General features: G+C 50.5%; 23 protein-coding genes. 11 read left to right on the forward strand and 12 right to left on the reverse strand.

From position 1 onward, the window contains the following. Window positions 1-158: 158 nt before the first annotated feature. The 3 genes from HP555_RS10745 to mobB form a co-directional block, all read right to left on the reverse strand. On the reverse strand, window positions 159-1,202 hold the full coding sequence (locus HP555_RS10745) for an efflux RND transporter periplasmic adaptor subunit (protein WP_199262347.1): 1,044 nt from the start codon (window positions 1,200-1,202) through the stop codon (window positions 159-161). Between the two features lie 68 nt (window positions 1,203-1,270). After that, complete coding sequence (locus HP555_RS14240) at window positions 1,271-1,399, reverse strand: hypothetical protein (RefSeq protein WP_269846843.1); 129 nt, start codon at window positions 1,397-1,399, stop codon at window positions 1,271-1,273. A 174-nt stretch (window positions 1,400-1,573) separates the two neighbouring features. Then, a complete protein-coding gene (mobB, locus tag HP555_RS10750; RefSeq protein WP_199262349.1) occupies window positions 1,574-2,110 on the reverse strand; it encodes a molybdopterin-guanine dinucleotide biosynthesis protein B in 537 nt (178 codons plus the stop codon). A gap of 200 nt (window positions 2,111-2,310) precedes the next feature. On the opposite strand from mobB, the gene HP555_RS10755 reads away from it, so the two are divergent. The 5 genes from HP555_RS10755 (at window position 2,311) to HP555_RS10775 (ending at window position 11,564) form a co-directional block, all read left to right on the forward strand. Continuing rightward, window positions 2,311-4,605: an AsmA family protein gene (locus tag HP555_RS10755; RefSeq protein WP_199262350.1), complete on the forward strand. Its 2,295-nt coding sequence runs from the start codon at window positions 2,311-2,313 to the stop codon at window positions 4,603-4,605. Between the two features lie 236 nt (window positions 4,606-4,841). Beyond that, window positions 4,842-5,051: a hypothetical protein gene (locus HP555_RS10760; RefSeq protein WP_199262352.1), complete on the forward strand. Its 210-nt coding sequence runs from the start codon at window positions 4,842-4,844 to the stop codon at window positions 5,049-5,051. An 81-nt stretch (window positions 5,052-5,132) separates the two neighbouring features. After that, complete coding sequence (locus tag HP555_RS10765) at window positions 5,133-6,215, forward strand: IS5 family transposase (protein WP_199261908.1); 1,083 nt, start codon at window positions 5,133-5,135, stop codon at window positions 6,213-6,215. 123 nt (window positions 6,216-6,338) lie between these two features. Continuing rightward, a complete protein-coding gene (locus HP555_RS10770; protein ID WP_199262354.1) occupies window positions 6,339-9,725 on the forward strand; it encodes a DUF748 domain-containing protein in 3,387 nt (1,128 codons plus the stop codon). 447 nt (window positions 9,726-10,172) lie between these two features. After that, window positions 10,173-11,564, forward strand: a complete 1,392-nt coding sequence (locus tag HP555_RS10775) for an MFS transporter (protein WP_199262356.1) — start codon at window positions 10,173-10,175, stop codon at window positions 11,562-11,564. 364 nt (window positions 11,565-11,928) lie between these two features. Here the strand turns inward: HP555_RS10775 and HP555_RS10780 are convergent, their stop codons facing one another. Next, the gene (locus HP555_RS10780) at window positions 11,929-12,555 is read right to left on the reverse strand and encodes a hypothetical protein (protein WP_199262358.1); all 627 of its coding nucleotides are present in this window, start codon (window positions 12,553-12,555) and stop codon (window positions 11,929-11,931) included. 175 nt (window positions 12,556-12,730) lie between these two features. On the opposite strand from HP555_RS10780, the gene HP555_RS10785 reads away from it, so the two are divergent. The 3 genes from HP555_RS10785 to HP555_RS10795 are packed head-to-tail and all read left to right on the forward strand — an operon-like array spanning window position 12,731 to window position 14,223. Beyond that, a complete protein-coding gene (locus HP555_RS10785) occupies window positions 12,731-13,177 on the forward strand; it encodes an Hsp20/alpha crystallin family protein (protein WP_199262360.1) in 447 nt (148 codons plus the stop codon). A gap of 39 nt (window positions 13,178-13,216) precedes the next feature. After that, entirely contained in the window at window positions 13,217-13,600 is a 384-nt protein-coding gene (locus HP555_RS10790; RefSeq protein ID WP_199262362.1) for an Hsp20/alpha crystallin family protein, read from the forward strand. A gap of 53 nt (window positions 13,601-13,653) precedes the next feature. After that, entirely contained in the window at window positions 13,654-14,223 is a 570-nt protein-coding gene (locus tag HP555_RS10795; protein WP_199262364.1) for an Hsp20/alpha crystallin family protein, read from the forward strand. Window positions 14,224-14,344: 121 nt separating this feature from the next. Here the strand turns inward: HP555_RS10795 and HP555_RS10800 are convergent, their stop codons facing one another. From HP555_RS10800 to HP555_RS10810, 3 genes are read right to left on the reverse strand one after another with little or no spacing between them, the layout of a single operon-like run. Beyond that, window positions 14,345-15,187: a DUF4824 family protein gene (locus HP555_RS10800; RefSeq protein ID WP_199262366.1), complete on the reverse strand. Its 843-nt coding sequence runs from the start codon at window positions 15,185-15,187 to the stop codon at window positions 14,345-14,347. After that, entirely contained in the window at window positions 15,178-16,299 is a 1,122-nt protein-coding gene (locus tag HP555_RS10805) for a DUF2157 domain-containing protein (RefSeq protein ID WP_199262368.1), read from the reverse strand. The genes HP555_RS10800 and HP555_RS10805 overlap by 10 nt, the downstream gene beginning before the upstream one ends. Next, the gene (locus HP555_RS10810) at window positions 16,296-16,958 is read right to left on the reverse strand and encodes an alpha/beta hydrolase (RefSeq protein ID WP_199262370.1); all 663 of its coding nucleotides are present in this window, start codon (window positions 16,956-16,958) and stop codon (window positions 16,296-16,298) included. Before HP555_RS10810 ends, HP555_RS10805 begins: the two co-directional genes overlap by 4 nt. 319 nt (window positions 16,959-17,277) lie before the next feature. Between HP555_RS10810 and HP555_RS10815 the strand changes: the two genes are divergently transcribed. The 3 genes from HP555_RS10815 to HP555_RS10825 are packed head-to-tail and all read left to right on the forward strand — an operon-like array spanning window position 17,278 to window position 21,843. Beyond that, window positions 17,278-18,474 (forward strand): efflux RND transporter periplasmic adaptor subunit, encoded by a 1,197-nt coding sequence (locus HP555_RS10815; RefSeq protein WP_199262372.1) that lies wholly within the window; start codon window positions 17,278-17,280, stop codon window positions 18,472-18,474. Further along, window positions 18,474-20,426 (forward strand): MacB family efflux pump subunit, encoded by a 1,953-nt coding sequence (locus HP555_RS10820; RefSeq protein WP_199262374.1) that lies wholly within the window; start codon window positions 18,474-18,476, stop codon window positions 20,424-20,426. Before HP555_RS10815 ends, HP555_RS10820 begins: the two co-directional genes overlap by 1 nt. 4 nt (window positions 20,427-20,430) lie before the next feature. Then, window positions 20,431-21,843, forward strand: coding sequence for an efflux transporter outer membrane subunit (locus HP555_RS10825; protein WP_199262376.1), 1,413 nt, complete (start codon window positions 20,431-20,433; stop codon window positions 21,841-21,843). 64 nt (window positions 21,844-21,907) lie between these two features. Here HP555_RS10825 and HP555_RS10830 read toward each other — a convergent pair whose 3' ends face one another. The 5 genes from HP555_RS10830 to HP555_RS10850 all read right to left on the reverse strand — a co-directional run bounded on the left by HP555_RS10830 (window position 21,908) and on the right by HP555_RS10850 (window position 25,087). After that, the gene (locus HP555_RS10830; RefSeq protein WP_199262377.1) at window positions 21,908-22,360 is read right to left on the reverse strand and encodes a thioredoxin domain-containing protein; all 453 of its coding nucleotides are present in this window, start codon (window positions 22,358-22,360) and stop codon (window positions 21,908-21,910) included. Between the two features lie 42 nt (window positions 22,361-22,402). Next, complete coding sequence (locus HP555_RS10835; RefSeq protein WP_199262379.1) at window positions 22,403-22,735, reverse strand: hypothetical protein; 333 nt, start codon at window positions 22,733-22,735, stop codon at window positions 22,403-22,405. A 524-nt stretch (window positions 22,736-23,259) separates the two neighbouring features. After that, on the reverse strand, window positions 23,260-24,336 hold the full coding sequence (locus HP555_RS10840; protein WP_199262381.1) for a tyrosine-type recombinase/integrase: 1,077 nt from the start codon (window positions 24,334-24,336) through the stop codon (window positions 23,260-23,262). A 3-nt stretch (window positions 24,337-24,339) separates the two neighbouring features. Then, window positions 24,340-24,642, reverse strand: coding sequence for a hypothetical protein (locus tag HP555_RS10845; protein ID WP_199262383.1), 303 nt, complete (start codon window positions 24,640-24,642; stop codon window positions 24,340-24,342). After that, window positions 24,626-25,087, reverse strand: coding sequence for a type II toxin-antitoxin system HicB family antitoxin (locus HP555_RS10850; RefSeq protein ID WP_199262385.1), 462 nt, complete (start codon window positions 25,085-25,087; stop codon window positions 24,626-24,628). The genes HP555_RS10845 and HP555_RS10850 overlap by 17 nt, the downstream gene beginning before the upstream one ends.

The following is a 25,087-nucleotide window of genomic DNA, read 5'->3' on the forward strand; positions in this document are numbered from 1 at the left end:
TCTGCTTTTGGTTTTCCCGGCGCTATGGACTGATTTGAACTCCTAACCTACGGACAGATTTTCTGATGTATAAGATGTACTGTCGTTTCGTTGTGACTGAAGTTTCGCAAAATAAGGGGCATGCAAACTGACATTCATTGTGCACATCTGCGCCTTTTTTAGTCGATTCTGGTGACAGTGGAGTTACCACATTCTGCGGGATGAACGGATGAATCCTTAGCCGTTGTATCAATGGTAACAGTCACCGGCATGCCGAGCCGGAGTTCATGCGCCGGGTCGCAGACAAAGATACGGGCCCGGTACACCAGTTTTGTTCGCAGCTCTGTTGTTTCGACGGTTTTGGGTGTGAACTCGGCAGTAGGAGAAACAAAACCCACCCAGCCCTGGTAGGTTTTGTCGGGATAACTATCAGACTGCAGCTGGGCTCGCATACCTTCCCGAACCTTACCAAGATCAGGTTCACTGATATAGGCCCGTGCCCATAACGGGTTGGTTAACGCCAGGGTTAAGACCGGTGCCCCGGCTGTAACCATGGCTCCGGGTTCAAGAATACGATTGCGAATAAACCCATCAGCAGGCGCCTGCAGACTGGCGTCAGTAACCCGCTGTTCTGCCAGCTGTTTCGCTGCCTGGAGGGCAGTCAGGGTAGCCTCAGCTGCGGCAATATCTTCCTGGCGAGGCCCTTCAACAACCAGGGCCAACTCCTCCTCAGCAGCCTTTAAGGTGGCCTTCCAGGTATCAACCTGGGCACTGGCGCTATCAACTTCCTGCTGTGAGATACGGTTGGTGATGCGCAGTGCATTTTTTCGTGTCAGGGTCAGGTGAGCATCGCGAAGATTCGCCCGGGCCGATGCCACTGTTGCTTTGGCACGTTCAATCTCCTGCGGCCGGCTGCCTTCATGAAGCCGCCTGACCGACTGCACCTGTGCCGCCACTTCACCACTGATTCGATCAACATCCATCTGCAATCGAGTGGCATCCAGTTCAGCCACCATCTGGCCCTTCTCAACCCTGTCGCCCTCATCCACGGCCAGGGAAAGAATTCTGCCGCCATCTTGAAAGGCTAACTGCACTTCTCGGATATCGATGTTGCCATATATAGTTAACATCCCGCTTTTATTGTTTGCATTGTGCCGGTCAAAACAACCGGTAACACCCAAAAGCACACCACCAAGCAGAACCGCCCGAAAAAACCGTTTCATAAACGACCTACACTCTGATTTTATCTTCAGCACTCCTGTGCAGTATCCATCAATCCCTTCACAAAACCTCAGCTGCACAATCCGGTAAAAGACGAGTGGTCATCACGCGATTTTTGCCAGAGTTGCAACTGTTCCTTATGCTCCATGGAGAAGTACAGTCCTGCAACACCATTGGAAAACATACTGATTCGATGCATTCATACACACTTGAGCTGGCCTTGCACACAGGTAACAACAGCCGGTATCTTTTCAAAGTGAGAGTACCTCTTAACGCTCAGCGATGCCTCTTACCAGGAATCGTTTCATTGAACAAGCAGGCCGACACCAGCAACAACTTCTTCCGTATCCTGCAAAGTATTTTATAGTGATTGCTACAGATCAACTTTACCTCTCAACCCCAGATGGAGTTCAATGAATGCAGTAATTTCACGACTCTGATCCAAGCGGAAGCACAGCCCTTCAGACAACGGCAGATCTGTTGCCACAGCAACAACACCCGACACCCGGTCACGGAGCAAAGGACTGTCCGGGTCCCGACGAACCTCAATTTTAGGGACATCAACAGAGTGTTTGAATCCTTCTGCCACCACCACATCAACTTCAGGAAAGAGCCATTGGGCTAAAGCTCGAAGTTCCATGTTCGGAGGACGTCTCTGCACAATCAGCTGATCAGGGGCCGACAGGGCAATACCGTCAACACCAATGGCCCTGTACAGTGCCGTGTCTGTGGAAGGCTGATCGATGAGGATACCACGTTCTTTGGTTGATTTGATGATGCCAACGGTATATCCCCTCTTTTTCAAGTGGGTCAGCACCTTGCAGACCAGGGTGGTCTTACCGGAATTATGCCAGCCGATGAAACTGAAGACCGGTGGTGAAGAGGACTGTTCAGGCAAAGGAGATGACATATTTTCACCAAAAAATGACTTTCATAACAAGGCGTTTGTTATTATACATGTATATAAAGTAACAAGTTGTTTGAAAACAAGATGTTAAGTGACCCCTGTTTTTTAATTACCGTGCGCAGCCACACTGCCCCTGACTGTGCATAGCATTGTGAACTCCAGGGGAAGAACCTGATACTTTCTTCCATCAGGAGGTGTCTACCGTGCGTCTCCACACCATTACCAAAGTTTGTCTCATTGTACTTGTTGTTTTAACCGTGCTCCTTGGTGGTGGGTTCATAGCTCTGCAGTCGGTCAACACACAGACGCTGCGATCAATTATTACCGAGCAGGTGCAGGCAGCCACCGGCCGGACGTTGAACATTGCCGGCCCCTTAAAGTTACACTGGGGCCTTGTCCCCAGCCTTCTTGCCACAGATGTCTCTCTCTCAAACCCTGTCGGCTCCGCTCATCCGGAGATGGTACGGTTATCGCGTTTAGAACTGGAACTGGCTGTCATACCTCTGCTGCGAAGGGAGATTGTTGTTCATCGCCTTATTATAACTGCACCTGATATAGTTATTGAAACTGAAATGCACGGGCCGGGCAATCTTGATTTCACTCCACCCATCGATTCAAGGCCGACGGAACAGATGAATAAACAGCTGTCGGTTGACTCGGGTGCATTTACTTCTTTTCAGTTTATTGTCAAAGAGTTGAAAATCATCGATGGCCGTCTCAGGTGGTATGACCGTGATACACAAAAAACCCAATCGTTCCCAATCTATACGTTAACAATGCAAACAGAGGCAGCTGACCAGGGATTGATGCATATCGGGCTTTCCACTGCCCTGCAAGGACGTAAAGTCACAGCAACCGGCCGGATGGGCTCCCCGTTTTCCCTGGAATCCGGTAAACCATGGTTGCTCGATCTGCATATAATCACAGCTGGATTGCGTGGACACGTTCATGGGAGTATCGCTGACCTTGCAGCACAACAAGGTGTATCTCTGGCCTTTACAATGGAAGGAACTGAGGTGATGGAAGCAGTCCATCTGTTCGGCATAAACGTATCGGACACACCTCTGCAGGTAGGCAATTTTCGTTGTGCAGGTCAACTGCAAGGTGATCGTTCACAGCTGCATGTGGACAACATCACCTTCACCGCGGGGGACAAACAACTGCTGCTGTTCACCGCTGAGGGGAGAGCCAGGGATCTGACCGGTGCACTGTCTGTTGATATGAACACCACCCTTGAAAGTGAAAAACCATCGACTCTTGCCCAACAGGTCGGTCTTACCTATCATGGAGAAGAATCACTCCACATTGCCGGACGAATCCAGGGGGGAGATTCAAGCTGGAACGTCACAGCATTACAGGCCAGGATCGGTGCAAACAACCTTGACGGGAATCTGCATATTCGGCTTGCTGAACGTGTGACCTTAACCGGTGCAGTGACCAGTACGTTTTTCAACCCTGCTGACTTTTATACCGGTGCGCCCGGAAAGACCGGAACAAGCATACAGACTCAGGACACTACTGTTGCCAGGCAACAGGTTAATCGGGTTTTTCCGCGTACATCCCTACCAATGACCTTTCCGCCTCTTTTGGACACAGATCTATCGGTGCAGATAAAGGAGATGCCCATCGAAGGCTGGGATGTACACAACATTGCGCTGACAGCTGTTCTACAAAACAGGCGGCTGCATATCCATCCTTTTTACTGCGAACTGGCCGGGGGAACTCTTAACGCTGACGCCACTGTAGATGCCGCTGGTTCATCTCCCGGTGTTACGCTTCAGGTACAGGGAGACCAGATTGAAATCGGACGGTTAACAAAAGGTGCTGTACTGAGCGGAGGCAAAAGCAGACTGAACATGAACGTAACCGCTCATGGCAGTTCAGTGGACGCGCTTATGGCATCAGCCACAGGGGAGGTCAGCCTCAGTATCGGTGAGGGACGCCTGCACAATAAAGCCCTGGATACCTTTTCCGGCGATATTTTCACCCAGGTGCTCAGGATGATCAATCCCCTTGACAAACGCCGGGAGAGCTCACAGCTGGTTTGTGCAGCAGCCCGATTCCTGATCCGGGATGGTGTGGCTACGGCCAATCAAGGTATAGGCCTGCGAACCTCTCAGGTGGATGTGCTCGGGTCAGGGACGATTAATCTGCAGTCTGAAAAAATCGAATTCTACATCACACCCAAACCACGTGGTAAAACCGGTCTTTCACTTACCACTCCTCTTGCTGGTTTGATCAAAATAGAGGGGACCCTTGGAGCCCCTTCGGTGGGTATCGATAAATCAGGCGTTCTCAAAACCGCAACCTCGGTCGGAGTTGGTATTGCCACCGGTGGACTCAGTACTTTAGGTGAGTTTATTCTTGATAAAACAGCCGCAGACCTTGACCCCTGTCAAACAGCGCTGGGGCTGTCGCCGCAGAAAAAATCTTCACCACAGCCATCTTCCCCTTTGAAGAAGTTCAGCAAGCCGTTACAAAAACTCTTTGAAAGGTGAACGAATTTGCAGAGATCAAGAAACAGCACAACAGCTTTTCCGTTGTACCGCCGCAAAGAGCATCTGTTGCAAAACCAGCGCCCAGCATTGATGTGTTTTTTTACCAGTTGCAGAGACAGCACTGTTTTTCGTCTTCCTTCTCTTTACAGATAAATATGAAATAAGGTAGATGCACAGATATCGTTCTGTTTTACATGAACTGTCTTCTACATATTTCTCCAACCTGAGGTAGTGACATGCAGCAGAGAGTAAAGAAAATAGTGACCCACAAATATTTTCTCATTTTCACCGCAGCACTGCTCCTTTATACACTTCTTGGCTTTGTCGCCCTGCCCTTGGCAATGCGTTGGTACCTTCCGAAGTTTGCTGAAGAGAACCTGCACAGCAAAGCCTCTATTGAGACTGTGCGTTTCAACCCGTTTCTCTTCACTTTAGCAGGCTGTTGAAAAACTCATAAATAACGGGACATACAAAAAGATACCGTGTATTATCCAACCATTTGGAATAACTGACAAACAGGTGGAAATATGCGCGGACCTGATATTCAGCAACAGAAATTGTTCAGCTATCTCTCCCCCGAATCCCGAGTTCCCCAAACGCATCCCCTGCGCCCTATCCGAATCATGGCTGATAAAGCGCTGAAGGAACTCTCTCCCGTGTTTCGGGAACTCTACTCACGAACAGGACGACCATCGATTCCGCCCGAGCAACTGCTTCGCTCCCTGCTGCTGCAAATCCTTTATTCGATCCGGAGCGAGCGGATGTTGGTGGAACAGCTTGATTACAATCTTCTTTTTCGCTGGTTTGTCGGCCTGTCCATGGATGAAGCAATTTGGGATCACTCCGTCTATTCCAAAAACAGGGAGCGCATTCTGCACAGTGATCTTGCGGTGATGTTCTTGCGATCCATCTGTTCCCAAGCCGAGGCAGCCGGACTCTTGTCTGACGACCATTTCACCGTTGACGGCACACTGATCGAAACGTGGGCATCGCTGAAGAGCTTTCGGCCCAAAGATGAGGAGCCTCCGGTCTCTACCGGCGGCAACCGCAATCCGGCAGTGGATTTCCACGGGAAAAAGCGTCGCAATGACACGCACGCATCGGTCACCGATCCAGAATCCCGGCTGTTCAGAAAAGGAAAAGGCAAGGAGGCCAGGCTCTGCTTCATGGGGCATGTGCTGATGGAAAATCGGAACGGTTTGGTCGTCGATACCCGCCTGACCCAGGCAACCGGGACGGCGGAGCGCGAGGCCGCCCTTTCCATGGCTTCGGATATTCCGGGCACACATCGAGTCACCATCGGCGCGGACAAAGGGTATGACTGCAAGGAGTTCGTCGATGACCTGCGCAGCCTGACCGTTACTCCACATGTAGCACAGAAAGTCAAAGGCTCCGCCATCGATGGCCGGACCACCCGTCATGCAGGTTATGCCGTGAGTCGGAAGAAACGCAAACGGGTGGAAGAGATATTTGGCTGGATGAAGACCGTCGCCTGGTTGCGCAAAGCCAGGTACAAGGGTGAGGAAAAGATTGACTGGCTCTTCACGCTCTCAGCGGCAGCCTACAACATGGTCCGAATGCGTAATCTGGGGGTAGTTGCCTCCGGGTAGGAGGGGAAATCCTCATCAGAGCGGCTTGAAGCGCCTCAGAAAACAAAAAATGGCAACACACCATGACGAAAAACGGTCAAGTGCTCACTGTCAAAGAGCTATCGAAGGGCAAATAAACAACCCTTGTCTCATGTTTTCCTGTTTTTCAACAGCCTGTTAGATCTTAAAAACTTTCGCCTGGAAGATACCAACGAAGAACTTTTAGTCGGTTTTAATCGTTTACACATTGATCTGGACCCAAGTGTCAGTCTTATACGTCTGGCCCCTGTGGTGCGTACAATCCAATTGGATCAACCCGATATACAGCTGATACTGGATAAAAACGGGGTCAGTAATTTCGAGCGGCTTATGCCTCCTGCTGATCCTGATGAACCCGACTCTGCAGACGCATCCTCTTTGTTTCCATTTATTCTCCAAAACGCCAGGATGCATGAGGGGCAGCTGACGGTCATTGATCAGCGCCAAAGTACACCTGCCCGGCTGGTTCTTCACAATATGACCTTTGAGGTGAAAGAACTTTCCTCTCTCAAGGAGAGGCAGGGACAGTATGGATGGACAATGGCAGTGAAGGACACCGGCTCTTTACAGGGAGGTGGAACCATCAGCCTTACGCCTTTTCGCACGGTGGGCAACGTGGAGATAAAAGATCTGCCATTCTTCAGTCTTTGGCAGTTTTTACGAGACAGTACCAACCTGGAGGAGCCGTCAGGGCAGCTTGACTTTTCCACACAGTATGCTGTTGGCCTGGAAAACGATACGGATCAGCTCCTGCTTACAGAAACACAACTCTCTCTTGCCGACACTGCCCTTCGTCTTCATCAGGAAAAGACAGATCTTTTCACCTTGAAAAAGTGCCGGATCGATGCTCCTGCCATCGATCTGGTCACCCGGAAAATCCAGATCGCACAGATTCTTCTGGAAGATGGAACTGTTGATGGCCGGATTAACGAATCCGGCGTTGTAAATTTCGAACAGATCCTCCGGGAGGCGACCACACAGACAGCAACATCATCGGCTGTTCAACCTGCTCAGGCACCCATCACCAACGATACCACTGAAAAACAACCTGCAGAGGCACCTTCAACGCCACAGGCGGACACGCCATTTATGGTTGCTATAGAGGCGGTCGACATTACAAACATTGCTGTTCAGATGGAGGATCTCAGCCACAAAAGCCCGCTCCACGCCGAGGTCACAGAGCTCAACCTGCACCTGCAGGCCAACATAGAGGCTGCTGCTGCCAAGACTGCTGTTCTTGTGCAAAACATCGGCACCGAACTTAAAGGCATCAGCCTTGGCACTGCACCATCGGAGCCCCCCCTGTTTGCTGCAGAACAGATTGTCGCGGAAAACGGCGATTTTGATCTCATCGGTCAATCGATCACCATTGACCGTATTGCGGTAGCCAGGGGACGACTTGATGCCGGCCTTGATCCGCAGGGCGCACTCAACTGGCAAACAATGCTGGAACCAAAAAACACCACTGCTGTGCGTTCCCCTGGCGAATCAGTACCGGCCCAGGAGGAGTCTGCCTGGAAATTCCTGGTCAGAACCTTTGAGATAAACGATTTCTCCTCCCAATTTACAGACCAGACAACAGGATCGAAAAAACCGGTACAGAGCTTAAAGAACATCCAGATCCGTTGCACCAACATTGATGGTCAATCGCCCATGGGTATTTCCATAGGTGCCCGGATCGAACAGGGTGGTTCTTTATCGATAAAAGGAACAATCAACCCATCCATACCTTCAGTTGACGCTGAAATTCAGGCAGACAGTCTGAATCTGGTCAGCTTGCAACCCTACCTTGCGCAGCAGGCAAATCTGTTGTTACAGTCTGCTGCGATCAGTACAAAGGGGCGACTGCACTACGGTATACCCGGGAAAAAGTATGCAACCGCCTATGAGGGCAGTTTCAGCTTCAACGATCTGCTTTTAACCCATGCTGACAATCCGAAAAAACCATACTTCAGCTGGAAAGCAGTACAGATACCGCAGTTCCGTCTCACTCTGGAGCCCAACCGGTTCGAAGCCCGAGAAATTATCCTTGTTCAACCGATGACAGAGATGATCATAGAGGAGGATGCAACCCTCAATCTGGCCAAGGTCATAAAAGAGGCACCACCGGCAAAAACAACCTCCAAGGCAAAGAAAACACCGGAAAAAACCACGGCAAAGAAACAAAAACAGGAGGATTTTGCCTTTCAGATCAGTAAAATTGGGATTGAGCAAGGGAACATGGTGTTTGCAGATCTGAGCCTGAGGCCTCAGTTCATGACCCGTATACATGATCTGAAAGGCACGATAACCGGCCTGTCATCAGCTGAAAACGCACAGGCGGACGTCCAGATAAACGGTATGGTTGATCGCTTTGGTACTGCAAAGATCAGTGGTCGGATCAATACCAGCGATGTGCCGCGGGACTCGAAAATCGATGTGGATTTCCGGAATGTTGAGATGAAAAACCTCTCTCCCTATTCCGGAAGATTTGCCGGCCGTCTGATCAAATCCGGCAAAGTTTCAGCCAGTCTGAAGTACACCTTCCACGACCACAAGATGATCGGTGACAACAAGATCATCATTGACAAGCTGGCCCTGGGTGATCGCGTAGATACTCCGGATTCATCCAGCCTGCCACTGGACCTGGCCATCGCCATACTGCAGGATTCCAATGGCCGTATAGACATCGGACTACCGATCTCGGGAAATCTCGACGATCCGGAATTCAGTTTTGGTTCCATTGCATGGAAGGCCTTTTCCGGCCTCATTACAAAACTGGCAACATCACCATTCAGGATGATCGGCGGCTTGTTGGGAGGCGATGAAGAGGACAACGATGCTATTATGTTTGCTCAGGGACAAACTGCTCTCCCGCCACCGGAAAAAGAAAAACTTCTGAAACTGGCAGAGGCTCTCCAGGATCGGCCACAGTTAAAACTGGTGCTTCAAGGACAGTACAATGCCAAAGCGGACGGCAATGAGCTGCAACAGGATAGCATCAGAACAGAGGTTTTCCGTAAACTCGGGTTCAAACCAGAGCCGGACACATTAAGCTCGCCATTGAACTTCAGTGACAGTTCTACACAAGATGCGCTGGAAGAACTGTACACGGAACGGTTCGGTAAAAAAGCCCTGGAAGAATTAGAACAAAATATCGCTGCCGGTACGGTTACCCCGCGTATGCCCACGACACCGGAACCGGTTCGGCTCAGTGAACCCGGCTTTTTCTGTAAAATCATTGAGAGTATCCAGATTCGTAATATCCTGCCCGGTGGTATGAGTCAGGAAGAGGCGACACTGTGGTCTGGTGAACTGTATACCCAACTCTCTGAAAATGAAAAAGTGACTGAAACACGCTTGCTCCAACTTGCCGACAAACGAGCCCAGGCTGTTGCTGAGCTGCTGGAGCGTGAAGGGCAGATTGCTGCGGATCGTCTCCAGACCCTGAAGGCAGACCCACTCAGAAAGGATGAACCTCCTTCGGTTGTGTTAAGCCTTGATGCCATGTAAGTGTCTCAAACACCCCTTCTTTTCATGTTTCACAGGAGTTTCCGAGCTGTGCCGGACCTCTGTTGTCATAACAGGGGTCTGCGCTTTGCTCCCTATCAGATGAACCACAGCCCGGGTGCTCACAGATCGATCATCACATATGTATACATCGTACTCAATATGAACAACTGCACCTGAGCACACCAAAACTTTGCCCTTTTACATTGGCATCGACTTTATTGTGATATCTGAAGCCGTTGACTGAAAAAGTTTTATAACTTGGTGATCCTCCTTGTGTTTACTCGTGGAACAGCTTATTTGTCCGTCTCTATTCAACAAAGATGGCAACAGCCAAAGTTTGAACACATCTTACAAAGATTAATCCAAATAAAAGAACTTCCCCGAAACCATCGTTGAGATAGCGTGATGACAGAGAACATACTCACCCTGCAACCCTGAAAGATACATATGCCGACACCTGCTCCTGTTGACTCACAGTCTGCCCTGGAACGGTCTGCCCTGTTTGTGGCAACCCTCACCTCTTTTATGGGACCGTTCATGATCTCATCGGTCAACGTTGCTCTGCCCGCCATCCAAAGTGAGCTGAACATGACTGCTGTGGAGTTAAGCTGGGTGGCGACTTCCTATTTACTGGCCGTTGCTCTTGCTCTGTTACCGGCAGGGAAGATAGCTGACATGTATGGTCGCAAAAAAATCTTCAGCCTGGGCCTGTTTGTCTACACGCTGGCGTCCACTGTTGCCGCCTTTGCCACCAGCACTTTCGTACTGTTGGTGTTACGTGGTGTACAGGGTCTGGGAGCAGGTATGTTCGTCACCACCGGTATGGCCATCTTAACTTCAGTCTTTCCGGCGCACAAACGAGGTCAGGCGATCGGCATGTACGTTGCCGCTGTTTACATCGGCCTCTCTGTCGGGCCGTCTGTCGGCGGCCTTCTTGTTCAACAGTTCGGATGGCGCTCAATTTTTCTGCTCATGCTGCCGCTTGGGGCCGGATCCAGTGCTATCACTTTCCACTTTCTCAAAGGCGAGTGGGTTGATGAGCGTCAACAACGTTTCGACTTGAACGGTTGCCTTATCTACACAACCGCACTCCTGGCTCTGATCATTGGTGTCACGATTCTGCCGTCCACCTTCAGTCTGCTTCTCGTCCCATCAGGAATCGCAGGGCTGGTGGTCTTCTTTTATCATCAGAAACGAACCGCCTACCCACTGTTTGAAGTGCACCTGTTTGCCAATAACCGGACCTTTATCTTCTCAAGTCTGGCCGCCCTGCTGAACTACTCGGCAAACTTTGCCATCACTTTTTTAATGAGCCTTTACCTGCAGTATCTCAAAGGGCTGCCACCGCAACGTGCCGGACTGCTCCTGGTTGCACAGCCAATAATGATGGCTTTATTTTCTCCTCTTGCCGGCCGGCTTTCGGATCGGATCGAACCGCGACTGATCGCCTCTCTGGGTATGGCGATCACTGTGATCGGCATGGTGATTTTTACCGGTCTTGGCTACAGAACTGATCTTTCAGTCATTGTGGCCAATCTGCTCCTGCTTGGTTTTGGTTTTGCGCTGTTTTCCTCACCCAACACAAGTGCCATCATGGGGTCTGTTACCAGAGAACATTATGGGACAGCATCCGGAATCGTAGCCACCATGCGACTTATGGGACAGATGACAAGTATGGCTATTGCCACGGTGGTACTCGCCTTACTGATCGGCCATAAACCCATAGGGCCCACTAACTTTGATCAGTTTCTCATCAGTATACGCATTGTTTTTACCATTTCCGCACTGCTGTGTTCAGCCGGGGTCGCCTTCTCTCTTTTTCGCGGACGTATTCGCTGAAAATGAAATCACCGTTTACAAGTGCCTGTCTCCTGTAAAAACATACGCAGACAATAACTGGTACGACGTATCGGGTAAGCAATATGGCGGGTATCTTGAAAGGTCGGAAAACAAAGCACCGGCGGCCAAATCCGACCTGGTTGTTCCTGTAAAGAGGTTCCCTTCTGTGCGTCTGCCAAGAACCCTAGAGATGGTTTTCGCAACCGATTTTCCTGGTGCTTGGGGTTCAGGTTAAACAGGTCATCACCTGATCTTGAATTCTTGATTTTCTCTCTTGGTGCTGTCTTCAGTGGCAGCAGTCCTGTTTATGGACAGTTTTTTCCGGAACTTTCAGCAAGATGACGGTTGGACGGCAAGGGTCCTGTCAATCAAAAGAGGTGTCTTTGGCACCGCCATAACCTTCGATGGCTTTACCAAGATCAATCATGCTTTGCAGTTGCCTTCTCCCCTGCCGCAGAGAAGACAGCACCACTGAAAAATGTCCGGTTATCTGCTCATCCTCATCAAGCAGACGTTCCATCCTTGTCAGCAACTCCTCGCCTTGCGAACAAAATACATCCAGATCCAACAGCACCTGTTTTCGTTTTTCCTGTTTATCTTGTTCAGCAGTTATTACCGGCAGTAATCGTTGAATAGACAGCTCCACAAGCAGATCACGGCGGACACCATGTATTTTGGCAGTCTGATCAAGAGCAGCCAATGAGTTTCGACTGAGAACATAGGTTTTTTGTTGGAGTTTATGCCTGACGGCCTGGTGGCTATCGGCGTTACGGGCAATTTGAGCCAACACTTCACGATCTTCAATCAGTTGATCAAAAAGCGATTTCTGTTTAAGCCCCAGCTGATTGGCAACAAGACTCAAAAGGGTTATTACCTGCGCCGGCAGCCTGAACGTCGCCCGCACAGACTGTCGACCTTTTAACGCCTCAACAGAAAGCGCTTCCGCGGCTTGTGTTCCCCTTTCATCCCGAAGCTCTTGCATCTTATTCATAGTGTGCGACCTCTGTTAAACGGTAGATTACCGTCAACATACTAATCATTATTAGTAATGCAAATAAAAAATTACTTAAAATGTTGACTGTCATCGTGTGCAGATTATAGTTTTCCACAGAAAATATTGTTTAGATAATACCCAACGCATCAACATGCACAGAGGAGGACAGGAGATGGCAACACGCTGGCACGACATGCATCAACTTTTTGGAGCCCTGGATCTTTTCCGCAACCAGATGAACAGTCTGCTCCAAAATGTTGATCAAACGTACACAACAGAGAGAGGCTGGGGCATTCGTGATGGATTTCCAAGGACCAATTTAAGTGATACTGGAGACAACCTGGAGTTATTCGCCGAAGTTCCGGGCATAAACAAAGAGCAGTTACATGTAAAGATCCAGGGAAATTACTTGGAGATCAGCGGATCAAGACCGGCAGACAGTCCGGAGGGATACACACTGCACCGAAATGAACGGGTTGTCTCATCGTTTTCGCGAAGTTTCACCTTACCGTATGAAGTTGATGCCACTCAAGTTACGGCAACCCTCAACGATGGCCTTCTTAAAATTGTGCTGCCAAAATCAGAGGCTGCCAAGCCGCGTCAGGTCACCATATCGTAAGAAAGCAGAACATTGATTGATAACAGGGAGAACTGAAAAATGAGTGAACGTGAAATTATCGCCCGTGGTGAACAGTCTGGAGAAAGAGTCGACCAGTTACCCGCTGTGGTACCAGCGGTGGATATCTTTGAAAATGAAAACGAGATCTTGCTTCATGTCGACCTGCCTGGAGTACAAAAAGACGATATCAGCATCAATATCGATAACGGCAAATTGGCTCTCTCGGCTGCCCGTTATCTCCCGACAGCAGGTGCACAGGCTTGGCGGGAAATTGCCGATGTACAGTTTCGTCGAACCTTTGCCGTACCACAGAGTGTTGACCTCAATAACGTCCGGGCAGAGTTAAAAAATGGTGTTCTTAGTCTCCATCTGCGCAAATCAGAAGCAGCAGGTCCACGACAGATTGAAATCACCACCAGCTAACTTTTGACCAGAAATCATTGATGCACACTCAAGCAAAAAAGAGGAGCCCAGATATGGAATTCAAAAAACTCGCACCATGGAACTGGTTTAAGAAAGAAGAAGAGATTGAGCACACAGTACCGGTTAAACACGGGGGAAAGAGCGATTACTTTCCGGAACGATACTATGATCCGACACTGTCGATCCATCGTGACATCGATCGCCTGTTTAATCAATTTTTCCACGGATTTGGCAGGCTTTCCTCAGAAGGACACAGAGCATGGCCTCATATGGATGAGTCCGGTATGTTGAAACCCAAAATTGACCTGGCTGCCGGTGATGATGCGTACCTGCTCACTGTGGAAATCCCCGGTGTCCATGAAAAAGATGTCTCCATTGACATCACAGGCAATACCATGACTATCCGCGGAGAAAAACGACAGGAAAAGGAAGAAAAAGAAAAGGACTACTACCGTATTGAACGGAGTTACGGATCTTTTCAACGAGTGCTGTCGCTACCGGAAGATGTGGATCAGGACGCTATAAAGGCCGGCTTTAAAAATGGTGTGTTATCCGTCGACATGCCACGAAAGGCTGTACAGAAAAAAGACGTCAAACAGGTTGAAATCAAGAGTGCTGCATAAAAAAAGTCAGTGCTTATATCTTGAAGGGCTCAATGGTTATGGACTGCTATTGAGCCCTTTCTGCTGTCAGTTGATTGCAGCACCACCGGCATCGTTCCTCTGCCGGATAAAAAACCGCTGATCAGTCAGCAACCGGCCCCACGGCATCAATCCATGGTTCTAAGTGATGCCCCCAGGCAAGAAGTACGGCATAGCGTGGTGGCTGTGGTTGGCGGGTTGACTGTTGGTGTCGAGCAATAAGTGCTTTGATGGCAGAACTGAACTGTACGGGTACGTGGACTGAGGGCAGGTTGATCGAATCAATGAAACCAGAGACCATCACACGATTATTTTCTTCCCGTACGTGCAGTTGGACTATGCCCGGAAGAATGAAGTACTGTGACGAATTACTGTAAAGCTCTTTCAGTTCTGCCGGATTGACACCGGCATCAACGGCAAACAGACGCGGCAAGCTCACCTCTTCGGCCTGCAGTCTCTTTAAGGCTGCCAACCGTGACGCACGCAGACTCTTGTCATTTGGATGTTGCTTAACCGCACCATCCTCTCGTTCATACAGCTGGGCAGCTTGATGAACCGCCTTTTTAAAAGTTGGCCCATTTTGTTCAAAAACTATGTATACCGGGCGTTTCTCCCGATACAGACGTTTGGATTGCCTGTCTGCCGGCAACGAATCTATCGGAAAACCCAACTGTTGTAACTTTTCACCGGTCAGCCAGAAAGGTGTTCCATGACGATCTTCTGCAGCCTCATCCCCTAAAACACGCCAGTGAAGACCCAACCGCAGGCCGGTATCCTCAGATATCGGATTTTTCAACAGAGGAAGTTCACGTTCAGTCAGCCAGAGCCGGGCATTCGGCTGTCCCTGTTGGTTGGACTTTACATGGTGAAAGATGCTGTAATTCACAACAGCCAACAGGATACAGCCAACCAGAAGCAGCACCTGTACCACCCTGGTCAGGCGCATAGGAGCCTCTGCAGGTTTCGTTGAAACAGGTAGTAGCGTAGAAATTTAAGACCAATAAACATGAGCACAGCAACCACTCCGACAACAAGAAAAAACTGATAGGGTGACATCCACTCCCACCACCAGTTATAACATTGAATAAAGAGGAAAAGAGTAAAAAACACATAACTGGTATGCACCACTTCCGGCCACCTGAGGAGAATCCCCAGCGCAATCAACAGTCCACTGCCGATAAAGCCGATCAGCAGATAGATCGTTTCAATCTGCTCGACGGATCGTTCAAGATTGCTGATTTCTCCCCAATTGCTGAGCAGAAGAACCGGCAGAAAAAAGAGCAACAGGGCACAGATTCGATACAGGGAGGAGAAACCTGTAAAAAGGCGATGCGGTATCAGAGACAGCAGGAAAAACAGAAGAGCAGCTGCAAAAAAGTATTCCGGGTGTTCATAAAAACTAAGCCAGTACCACCCCTTCCAGATCGTCATCTGCGCGGCGAGGAAGGCGGAAAGACTCATTATTCCTGCTACAAGCAGCAATCTGCTTGTTACGGCGTAGGCCAAAACAAAGGCAAGGGCAGCATAGGCCAACACAGTTGCGGCCGAGGGAAAACAGTTATATATCCTGCCGAGAAGGAGGACATTGAGCACAAAACAAAGCCAGGTTATTATAGTAAACAGCCTGGCAAGAGAGGGGAACCTCCCGGTCATTGCCGCGACAGCAGCGCATAAAAGCCCAATGACCGGCGCCCCTGTTACAATCTGTACCTGCGTTGTTGTTGGCAAACCGCCCCAAAATTGGAAATAGAAAAAGAAGACACTGGCAGCCAGAGCAAGGGTCCCTGAAGAGGCGGTAATAGCCAGTCCCAGGCCCAGTTGTTTTTCTTTGGTTGTACCGGCTGTGTCAAAAACAGAGGCAAGGTAGTGGAGTATCTGCTGCTGATAGCGGGCAACACCGGTCTGCTGCTCATGGGTCAGCACCAGCACTTGTTCTTGTTCAAGAAGTGTGAGTTCCTGCCGGAATGCCTGTATCTGATCGACGCGGTCCTGTGCTTCGGCTTTTGTTCGAACCGGTATGTCTGTTTTCGATAAACGAATCTGCCCTTCTTGATTCATTTCTGAAGAAACTGCTGTATAGCCTGACTGATATGTTCAATCTGTTGGGGACAGACCGAATGCTCCATGGGATAGGTACGAAAGGTTACAGTATAGCCCTGCTCCTGCAGCAGCTCGGCAGCACTGATCCCCAAGGCTATCGGTACGACAGGGTCATATTGACCATGATGAATTTCAATGGGCAGATGACGGTTGGCCTCATTGAGGGTGATGGTGCTGCTTGTGGCAAAATAGGTGGACATGGCTATCAGTCCGCCAAGAGGTTTCGCATGACTGAGGCTGACCTGGTAGGCAACAGCCCCACCTTGGGAAAATCCGGCAAGGAGAAGACGTCGGCTATCGATTCCACGCTCCAGTTCACGATCAACAAGCTGATTAATGGCCGCTGCTGAAACCATTAACTGCGGAATGTCTACCCGGCGATTGATATCCATTTCAAAGATATCAAACCAGGCCGGCATAACATAACCGCCATTCACGGTCACAGGCCTGGACGGTGCGTGGGGAAAAATAAAGCGAATGCCGAGTTCCGAAGGCAGGTTGAGTTCTGGAATAATCGGTGCAAAATCGTGGCCATCTGCACCTAAACCATGGAGCCAGATGATTGCGGCATCAGGATCAGTGGTTGTTTCTTGCTCAATAGCGGGAAGTAATGCCATAACAACTCCGATAGAGGATGAAAGAATAGAGCGTAAACCGATGTCTGTACCTGTTACGTACTACGAATGGCCTGTTCCTTCAGTTTTCCAGACATCTCTTGGCAGAGCTGGAACCATAAAAGAACGTATTCTGTCTGTTTTGTACGCTTTTCCTTGACGATTACACTTACAATTTACATAAATTGTTCCCAAAAAGCCTCCTTTATCTCGGTTTTATCCATAATGTACCGTATGGTGTGGCCCGAAAATCCAATCCAATAAACATTTGCTGAGAAATGGTCTCAGCCGTTTCTTTTATTTTTTCGCCTATTGTACAGCCATGAGCAAGACGACCTTACGACGCCGACTCGTTTTAACCTCAGTACTTCTGATAACTGCCTGCACAGCTGCTGTTGTCTACTACCTTTTGCATCGTGAACAGCAACCGAACTACATGACGATGCCGGTGGCCCGCGGTTCGATAGAAACGACTGTACTGGCCAGCGGCACAGTGGAGTCCGTCAACATGGTCAGTGTTGGTGCCCAGGTTTCCGGACAGTTGAAATCCTTGAAAGTAGATCTGGGCGACACGGTCAGGGCCGGTCAATTGGTAGCGGAAATTGACAGCCTGCCTCAACAGAATACTCTGCGGACTAAAACTGCAGCCTTAACTGCCATCCGTGCGCAAAAGCAGGCGAAACAGGCCTCATTGGCGCTGGCAGAGTTGAATCATCGACGGCAGATCCAGATGCTGGCAGGCGATGCCTCCTCCCGGGAGGAGGCCGAAACTGCTGAAGCCAATCTCAAGGTGCTCAGAGCAGAGATCAATGCCCTTGATGCCCAGATCGAACAGGCGGAACTGGCGGTGGATACGGCTCAACTCGACTTGGGATATACCAAGATCAGCTCACCTCTTGACGGTGTGGTTGTAGGGATTGTCACCAAAGAAGGGCAAACCGTTAATGCCAACCAAACAGCACCAACCATTATCAAGGTTGCAGAACTTGATCGCATGACCATCAAGGTCGAGATCTCGGAAGCGGACATTATTCGCGTAAAACCGGGTCAAAAAGTCTTCTTTACTGTACTCGGCGAGCCGGACAACCGTTATCCGGCTGTAATCAATGCCATTGAACCGGCACCGGAATCCATAGCAAAAGAAACCTCTGCCTCCTCCTCTGTGAGCAGTACGGACACCGCCATTTACTATATCGGTATTATCAATGTACCTAATCCTGACGGTAAGCTGCGTATATCCATGACAGCGCAGGTCAACATCATCCTTGAGGAGGCAAAGGATGTACTGTTTATCCCGTCAGCTGCACTGGGCGACAGAGACGCAAAAGGTCGTCATGCAGTACGTGTTCTCCCCAGACCAGGTGTCATCCGGAAACAGTGGGTGCACATTGGGCTCAACAACAACGCCAATGCTGAGGTGCGCGAAGGTTTAGAGGAAGGACAGCAGGTGGTGATTGGTGATCCGGAGATAACAGCTGCTGCCCCGGTAAGAATGCGCCGCCCGATGAGGATGCTCTGATGACTGCCTCGTTGATTGAGTTACAGGGGGTTTGTCGGGATTATGTAACGGGAGACACCTGTCTGACCGTCCTCAACAAGGTTGATCTGGTTATTGCAGCCGGTGAAATGGTGGCCATCGTTGGTGCTTCAGGTTCCGGTAAATCCACCCTGATGAACATAATCGGTTGTCTCGATCGTCCCAGTCGTGGTGTCTATCGCATTAACGGCCGAGAGACCGGCCGGCTCACTCCGGATGAACTTGCCTATTTACGACGAGAACATTTTGGATTCATCTTTCAGCGTTACCACCTGCTTACAAGCCTCACCGCTTTAGCAAACGTTGAAATGCCGGCCATCTATGCCGGCGTCACAACCAGAGATCGAGAGGAGCGAGCACGCTGGCTCCTTGATCGTTTAGGTCTGGCTGAACGGATGGATTATGTACCAGGAAAGCTTTCCGGTGGGCAGCAGCAACGAGTTTCCATTGCCCGGGCCCTGATGAACGGAGGGACGGTTATCCTGGCTGACGAGCCGACAGGTGCACTTGATTCGGCCAGCGGACTTGAGGTCATCCAAATACTGCGAGAACTCCACAGCGATGGCCATACAGTTATCCTGGTGACCCACAACCTGGAAATAGCCGGCTATGCCGACAGGATTATCGAGCTGAAGGATGGCAAGGTAATTGTCGACCGCCAGACCAAACCACCCTCCCCTCCACAACCGCAGGCAGCCGCAGTTCCTTCTGCCCGGCAGCCATGGCAGGCCTACTGGCAAAGATTTGCAGAAGCATTCAGGATGGCTCTCACCGCTATGGCAGCTCACCGCATGCGGACCTTGTTGACGATGCTCGGCATAATCATCGGTATTGCCTCTGTGGTTTCCGTCGTGGCGCTCGGAGAAGGGTCACGGCAACGAATCCTCAAAGACATCAGTGCCATGGGAACCAACACCATCAGCATCTATCCCGGTGTTGATTGGGGTGACATGCGATCCGGCAATGTGCGCACCCTTGTCCCCCGGGACGCCTATGCCCTGGCCGATCAGCCCTATGTGGACACTGTAACGCCGCTGGTGACCAAATCACTGACACTCGTCTATCGTAACACCAGTGTCAGTGCCCAGGTCAATGGTGTGGGTGAGCATTATTTCCGGGTGCGGGGCATGGAACTTGCGAAGGGGCGGCAGTTTGACAGTGATGCGGTTCGTGCCAGTGCCCAGGATGTTATCATCGATCAAAATACCTTTCGAGGTCTGTTTAAAGATCAACCGGATAAAGTCCTTGGGGAAGTCATCATGCTTGGCAGAGTGCCCTGCCGGGTAATCGGTATCACTAAAAAATCGGATACAAGTTTTGGAGACACCGACAGCCTCAACATCTGGGTCCCCTATACAACAGCCATGAATCGCCTGACCGGACAACAGTATCTGCGGAGCATTACTGTCCGGGTAGCGGATAATGTCTCCACCGCAATCGCAGAACAAAGCGTGGTCAAACTGCTTACCCAACGCCATGGAACCAGAGATTTTTTTGTTTCCAACCTGGATGCTATCCGTCAAACCATCGAAAAAACAACCCAAACCATGACGCTGTTAATTTCCTCCATTGCCCTTATCTCTCTTCTGGTCGGTGGTATCGGCGTCATGAACATCATGCTGGTCTCTGTTACTGAACGAACGCAGGAAATCGGGGTACGTATGGCTGTTGGTGCACGGCACAGTGATATTATGCAACAGTTTCTCATCGAAGCGGTGCTGGTCTGCCTGCTTGGCGGTACTCTGGGTGTGGGATTGGCACTGACTGTGGGGGGAGTCGTTTCCTTTCTGGGAAGTGAATTTAATTTAATCTATTCCACCACCGCCATCGTGAGCGCCTTTGTCTGTTCGTCGACAATCGGTATTCTTTTCGGCTTTCTGCCTGCACGTAAAGCCGCATCCCTTGATCCAGTCATTGCTTTGACCAGGGAGTAGCTGTATGCGCTGTTCGTCTCGTCTTCTCAACATACTCATCTGTCTGACCGTGATACTTCCAGGTTGCGCGTCTGTCGTACACACCCCCTACAAAGAACCCGCAGTTTCTATACCGAAAACCTGGTCCTACTCTTCTTCTCTTCATACTCAGAAAAAAGGTTGCTGGTGGCACCATTTTAACGATCCAGCCCTGAATCAGCTCGTCAGTCAGGCACTACAGTCCAACACAGAACTGGCTATAACAGCTCTACGCCTACGCAATGCACTGCTCCAGGCCGAACTCACAGACAGCAGACGTCTGCCGAGTTTACAGGCAGAGGCCAGTACAAGTTACAGCCGTGACGTACAAAGACACCGTCCGGAAAATACACTTTTCGGGGCTTCGATATTTTCCAGCTATACCGTTGATCTGTGGGGAGAATTAGCAGGAGAAGCTGAAGCCGCCCGCTGGGAAGCTCAAGCGACCAGAGAAGATCTGGACAACACTATCCTTGCTCTGACCGGTACCACAGCTTCTTTGTACTGGCGATTAAGATATCTTGATGAACGACTGGCTCTTTCTTCAGCCAGTATTGCATATACCCGCCATAGCCTGGGACTGGCCGATGTTCGCTATGCTGCCGGTGCAGCCACAGCTCTTGATCTTTTAGAGGCCCAACGTTCACTGGCAAATCAGCAGGCCAATCATACTATCTTATTACAACAGCAAACCGAGGTGGCAAACGAACTGAGCATCGTTCTGGATCGACCACCACAGCAGAGCATTGTACTCACTGGACCGGCGAATCTTCTCCGGACCAGCACTCCTGAAGTGGCCGCAGGATTACCGGTGCATCTGCTGACACGACGCCCGGACCTCCGCGCTGCCGAGGCTCGCCTTCGCTCCACACTGGCAAGCGGCAATGCTGTCCGGGCCTCCTTTTACCCGCCGCTCACCTTAAGTGGCAACCTTGGTCAAAGCAGCGACGAACTTTCACGACTGCTCAACAATCCCATAGGTACAGTCATGGCAAGCCTTTCCCTACCCTTCTTACAGTGGCGTGACATGCAGCGTACCATCAGCATCTCCGACACCGAATATGAACAGGCAAGCCTTGGCTTTCGCCAGACACTGTACAATGCCCTGGTTGAAGTGGAGAATGGGCTTTCTGCCCGACAACGGTACAAGGAAGAATCGGTCGAACTGTTGAAGACCCTGGAAGCAGCCCGAAAAGCAGAAGATCTCTACCAGCTCCGTTATCAGGCCGGAAAGATTGGCATCAAACCCTGGCTTGATGCCCAGGAGTCACGACGGCAGGCAGAGATCAGTGTCGTGGAAAACCAATTAAATCAATTACAGAACCACGTGGCCCTCATCAAGGCCTTGGGCGGCGATATGGATGAGAACAGTCACTGTTCCATAACGACAGTACAATAACCACTGTATCAGCAACGTACGTGTTTGGTCCGGAACAATTCCGTGCGGTGAACGATCCTCTGTCTTAAGCCGCCTGCTGGAGAAGTGTATGAATACGCTGTTCGATATCAGACCGCGGCACTGCACCAACCACCTGATCAATGCATCGACCGTTTTTGAAAAACAACAGGGTTGGTACCCCACGAATCTGAAATCGTTGCGCCATCCTCTGTTGTGAGGAGGTATCGATTTTAAAGATCAGCAACCGGCCAACATAATCATGAGCCAGTGCATCAAGGGTAGGCGCCAGTATTTGACAGGGTCCGCAGGTTGGAGAATAAAAATCGACCAGCACCGGTAGGGACGCCTGTTCGACAAGAGCGTGAAATTGTCCGTCTGTTAACGGGTTGACAAGACCCGATTGCGGCATTCCGGCCAAAGAATGTTTGCACCGGCCACACTTAGGTGTCAGGCGCTGTTTATCGGTCGGGATCCTGTTTTTTGCACCACAGTTTGGACAAACAATCAGAGTTACCATGCAACCTCCATCGCTTAGTACAGCCTTTACAGTGTGTCTGTGTCAGTTTTTGTCATCAGTTTGAGGGACCTGTTCACATTCAAAGTGGCCCAAAGGGCGTTTAAAAGTATAGTTTGCCGGTGACACCACCAAACTCTGCCATGCTTCTTCACTGTTACCACTCAGCGCTGAAAAGGGGGAAGATACTAGGTACAGAGCAAAACCGGCAACTGTGGCTACTACACCCACCGGTCTTGCCAGTGCTGCATCGGCTGTCATCAGGCCGGCATCCTGATGAGGTTGGACTGAGCAATCCTGAGCTCTGACTGGTGAAAGCCCTCCACTCAACCCCATGATCAGCAGCAGACAAACAACCCACCCACCATACTGTTTCATGATCACACCTTCTTTAAAATAGTCGCTGTTTCAGGTATCTCTCATCGTGAAAACGCTGTTCCAACACTCTTTCGCGCCAGCTACAGACACAATGATACACTAATTATAACCACAACAACCACGGCGTAAACAGCGATATTGCCGGGAAGTGTCTACCGGGATTTTTTTGAACAAATAAATACTTATGTTCTGAGGGGCACAAGCTGTTCTTCATTGTGTAAAGATTCGTTTTTGACATTTTCGGTCGTTACCTGCTAACAGATGCTATTGATTCCTTCAAAGACGACAGAAACAGAACAAAATTACCATCTGTCTGTTGACTGCAGTACCATGGAAGGATCTTTTTATTTTGCTGTTACTGCACACATGAAAAAAGCTCGCTGATAGCGAGCTTTTTGACCGAATATTGATCAACCTGTTCAATATTGATCAATCTGTTGAGAATACTATGTGTGTAAATGGTCGGGAAGAGAGGATTCGAACCTCCGACCCCAGCGTCCCGAAGACTGGGGTTTTAACGTTTATCATCCCGTTTTATCGTCGTCTTGGCTGGTGTCTATTGGTAAACGCTTACCAAGAACGGCGATGGCGGCGCGGCGTTGGGCGGTGATAGTGTGCTGGTAGATGCGCATGGTCATGTCGGGCGAGGCATGGCCGAGGATCTCGGACACTGATTTGAGATCGGCGCCGCCGGCAAGCATGTCGCTGGCTGCCATGTGGCGAAGATCGTAGAGGCGCATGCGGCGGGTGATCCCTGCCCGCCTCTTGGCCTGGGCCCAGGCTGTTTTGAGGCTGCCGATCCGGGCGCCGTGATAATGGACCACCCATTGCAACGGTCCTCGCTCCCGGTCGGCCTGGATCCACCTTGCCATGGCTGTGTCGAGTTCCGTGGCGATTGGTACCCCTCTCGCCCGCATCCCTCCTTTTTTTGCACTCTCCACGAAGATAGAACCGTTGACCCGGTCCACATGTTCCCAGCGCAGAGCCAGCAGCTCAGAGCCTCCCGGCCGCATCCCGGTATAATAGCTCAGGAGCAGGGCGCGCTGCAGGTGCGGTGCAGCGGCTCGATACAGGGCCTGCAGCTCGGCTGCCGTCGGTGGGCTGATGATGGCGTCATCGCGGCGCGGCAGGTCGAACCCGTCCATCGGATTGTGGGTGATTTTGTGCCGCTTGACGGCCCAGCGGATGATGGCCCTGATGATTGACAGCTCCCGGTGGATCGACGTGTTTTTTCGTCCCAGGGCGGCCCGACCGGCCACATAGCCATCAAGCGCCGGTGGCCCGATCCGGCTGCCCGGCAGATGGCCGAGCTGGGGCAAGATGACGCCGTCCAGTTTCCAGGCGGCATCCTCCCTGCTGGTGGGTCGCATGTCGCCGGCGTGGGCCTCCATGTAATCGGCCGCCAGGTCGGCGAAGGTGGGTTCTGCCGCGCTGTGATCCCGCTGCACGCCCAGGCCGATGGCATGGTTGCGCGCATGGGCGGCCAGTTCCGCCTCAATCCCCCGGCCGAAATATTCCCTGGTGCGGTTGGGTTCCTCTTTGTTGAATCCCTTATGGTAAAAAACGAACCATCGGCCATCTTTGGTCTGGTGGACGCTCATGGCTCAGCGGTCACTGGCTCCGCGTTTCTTTTTGGGCGGGTTGACCTCTGCCGCGTTAATTGTTGTTGGTTTTTTTGCTTCTGGAACCTTAATAAGTCCCAACTTCTGTACACCGACAAGTGCGCCAGGAACAAGTGCGTTTGGATCTGGGCCTATGGGGCCGAATCCAACTGTAAACTCCATTGTCAAATCATAAAATCCTTCGTGAAGGCCATAATGTTTTATAAGCAGTATTGTTACCTCGCGAAGCGACAATGGGTTTTCAACAAACTCATGAGTTTTTGCTTGATCAGTTTGCTGTTGCATGAGCTGTTCCCTCGAAAAACTGAGTGCCGGTATATGGGCTAGATAACCATGTATTGAAATTATTATCTGACTGCGCGACACTAACATAGTGGTAATTGTAATTCACCTCTGCCCCAGAGTGAACAAATGCCGATATCGCTTTCCCCACCAACTCATTCAATGTAATGCCGTCGTGTATTGCTCTAAGACTGGCATCCTTGTGCAATTCTGGAGAGATCCTTACATTGAATTGTCCCTTGAGTGGTTTTTTGGGTTCCCTCCCCAGTTCAGCGCACGTCTCTATGTAATCATCAACTGCTTCCTCGAAGGCTTTTTTAAGTGCAGCCGGACTCTCCGCTTCGTAAATAACAAGATCGTTAATAAAAAGAATCTTGCCCCGACAAACACAACGATCCATGTCCACCTCGGCTGTTCCTTCATATCTTTTATACTTGAGAGTGCCCAT

The organism is Desulfobulbus oligotrophicus (genome assembly GCF_016446285.1).
GTDB classification, from domain to species: domain Bacteria; phylum Desulfobacterota; class Desulfobulbia; order Desulfobulbales; family Desulfobulbaceae; genus Desulfobulbus; species Desulfobulbus oligotrophicus.

Bases quoted from the DNA above. Each gene is read 5' to 3' on its own strand.
- mobB (WP_199262349.1), bottom strand. From the start codon at position 2,110: ATGTCATCTCCTTTGCCTGAACAGTCCTCTTCACCACCGGTCTTCAGT.
- HP555_RS10805 (WP_199262368.1), bottom strand. From the start codon at position 16,299: ATGAATCAAGAAGGGCAGATTCGTTTATCGAAAACAGACATACCGGTT.
- HP555_RS10845 (WP_199262383.1), bottom strand. From the start codon at position 24,642: ATGCAACAGCAAACTGATCAAGCAAAAACTCATGAGTTTGTTGAAAAC.
- HP555_RS10795 (WP_199262364.1), top strand. From the start codon at position 13,654: ATGGAATTCAAAAAACTCGCACCATGGAACTGGTTTAAGAAAGAAGAA.
- HP555_RS10760 (WP_199262352.1), top strand. From the start codon at position 4,842: ATGCAGCAGAGAGTAAAGAAAATAGTGACCCACAAATATTTTCTCATT.
- HP555_RS10850 (WP_199262385.1), bottom strand. From the start codon at position 25,087: ATGGGCACTCTCAAGTATAAAAGATATGAAGGAACAGCCGAGGTGGAC.
- HP555_RS10815 (WP_199262372.1), top strand. From the start codon at position 17,278: ATGAGCAAGACGACCTTACGACGCCGACTCGTTTTAACCTCAGTACTT.
- HP555_RS10820 (WP_199262374.1), top strand. From the start codon at position 18,474: ATGACTGCCTCGTTGATTGAGTTACAGGGGGTTTGTCGGGATTATGTA.
- HP555_RS10780 (WP_199262358.1), bottom strand. From the start codon at position 12,555: ATGAATAAGATGCAAGAGCTTCGGGATGAAAGGGGAACACAAGCCGCG.
- HP555_RS10835 (WP_199262379.1), bottom strand. From the start codon at position 22,735: ATGAAACAGTATGGTGGGTGGGTTGTTTGTCTGCTGCTGATCATGGGG.
- HP555_RS10745 (WP_199262347.1), bottom strand. From the start codon at position 1,202: ATGAAACGGTTTTTTCGGGCGGTTCTGCTTGGTGGTGTGCTTTTGGGT.
- HP555_RS10785 (WP_199262360.1), top strand. From the start codon at position 12,731: ATGGCAACACGCTGGCACGACATGCATCAACTTTTTGGAGCCCTGGAT.
- HP555_RS10765 (WP_199261908.1), top strand. From the start codon at position 5,133: ATGCGCGGACCTGATATTCAGCAACAGAAATTGTTCAGCTATCTCTCC.
- HP555_RS10790 (WP_199262362.1), top strand. From the start codon at position 13,217: ATGAGTGAACGTGAAATTATCGCCCGTGGTGAACAGTCTGGAGAAAGA.
- HP555_RS10810 (WP_199262370.1), bottom strand. From the start codon at position 16,958: ATGGCATTACTTCCCGCTATTGAGCAAGAAACAACCACTGATCCTGAT.
- HP555_RS10830 (WP_199262377.1), bottom strand. From the start codon at position 22,360: ATGGTAACTCTGATTGTTTGTCCAAACTGTGGTGCAAAAAACAGGATC.
- HP555_RS10840 (WP_199262381.1), bottom strand. From the start codon at position 24,336: ATGAGCGTCCACCAGACCAAAGATGGCCGATGGTTCGTTTTTTACCAT.
- HP555_RS14240 (WP_269846843.1), bottom strand. From the start codon at position 1,399: ATGCATCGAATCAGTATGTTTTCCAATGGTGTTGCAGGACTGTACTTC.
- HP555_RS10825 (WP_199262376.1), top strand. From the start codon at position 20,431: ATGCGCTGTTCGTCTCGTCTTCTCAACATACTCATCTGTCTGACCGTG.
- HP555_RS10775 (WP_199262356.1), top strand. From the start codon at position 10,173: ATGCCGACACCTGCTCCTGTTGACTCACAGTCTGCCCTGGAACGGTCT.
- HP555_RS10800 (WP_199262366.1), bottom strand. From the start codon at position 15,187: ATGCGCCTGACCAGGGTGGTACAGGTGCTGCTTCTGGTTGGCTGTATC.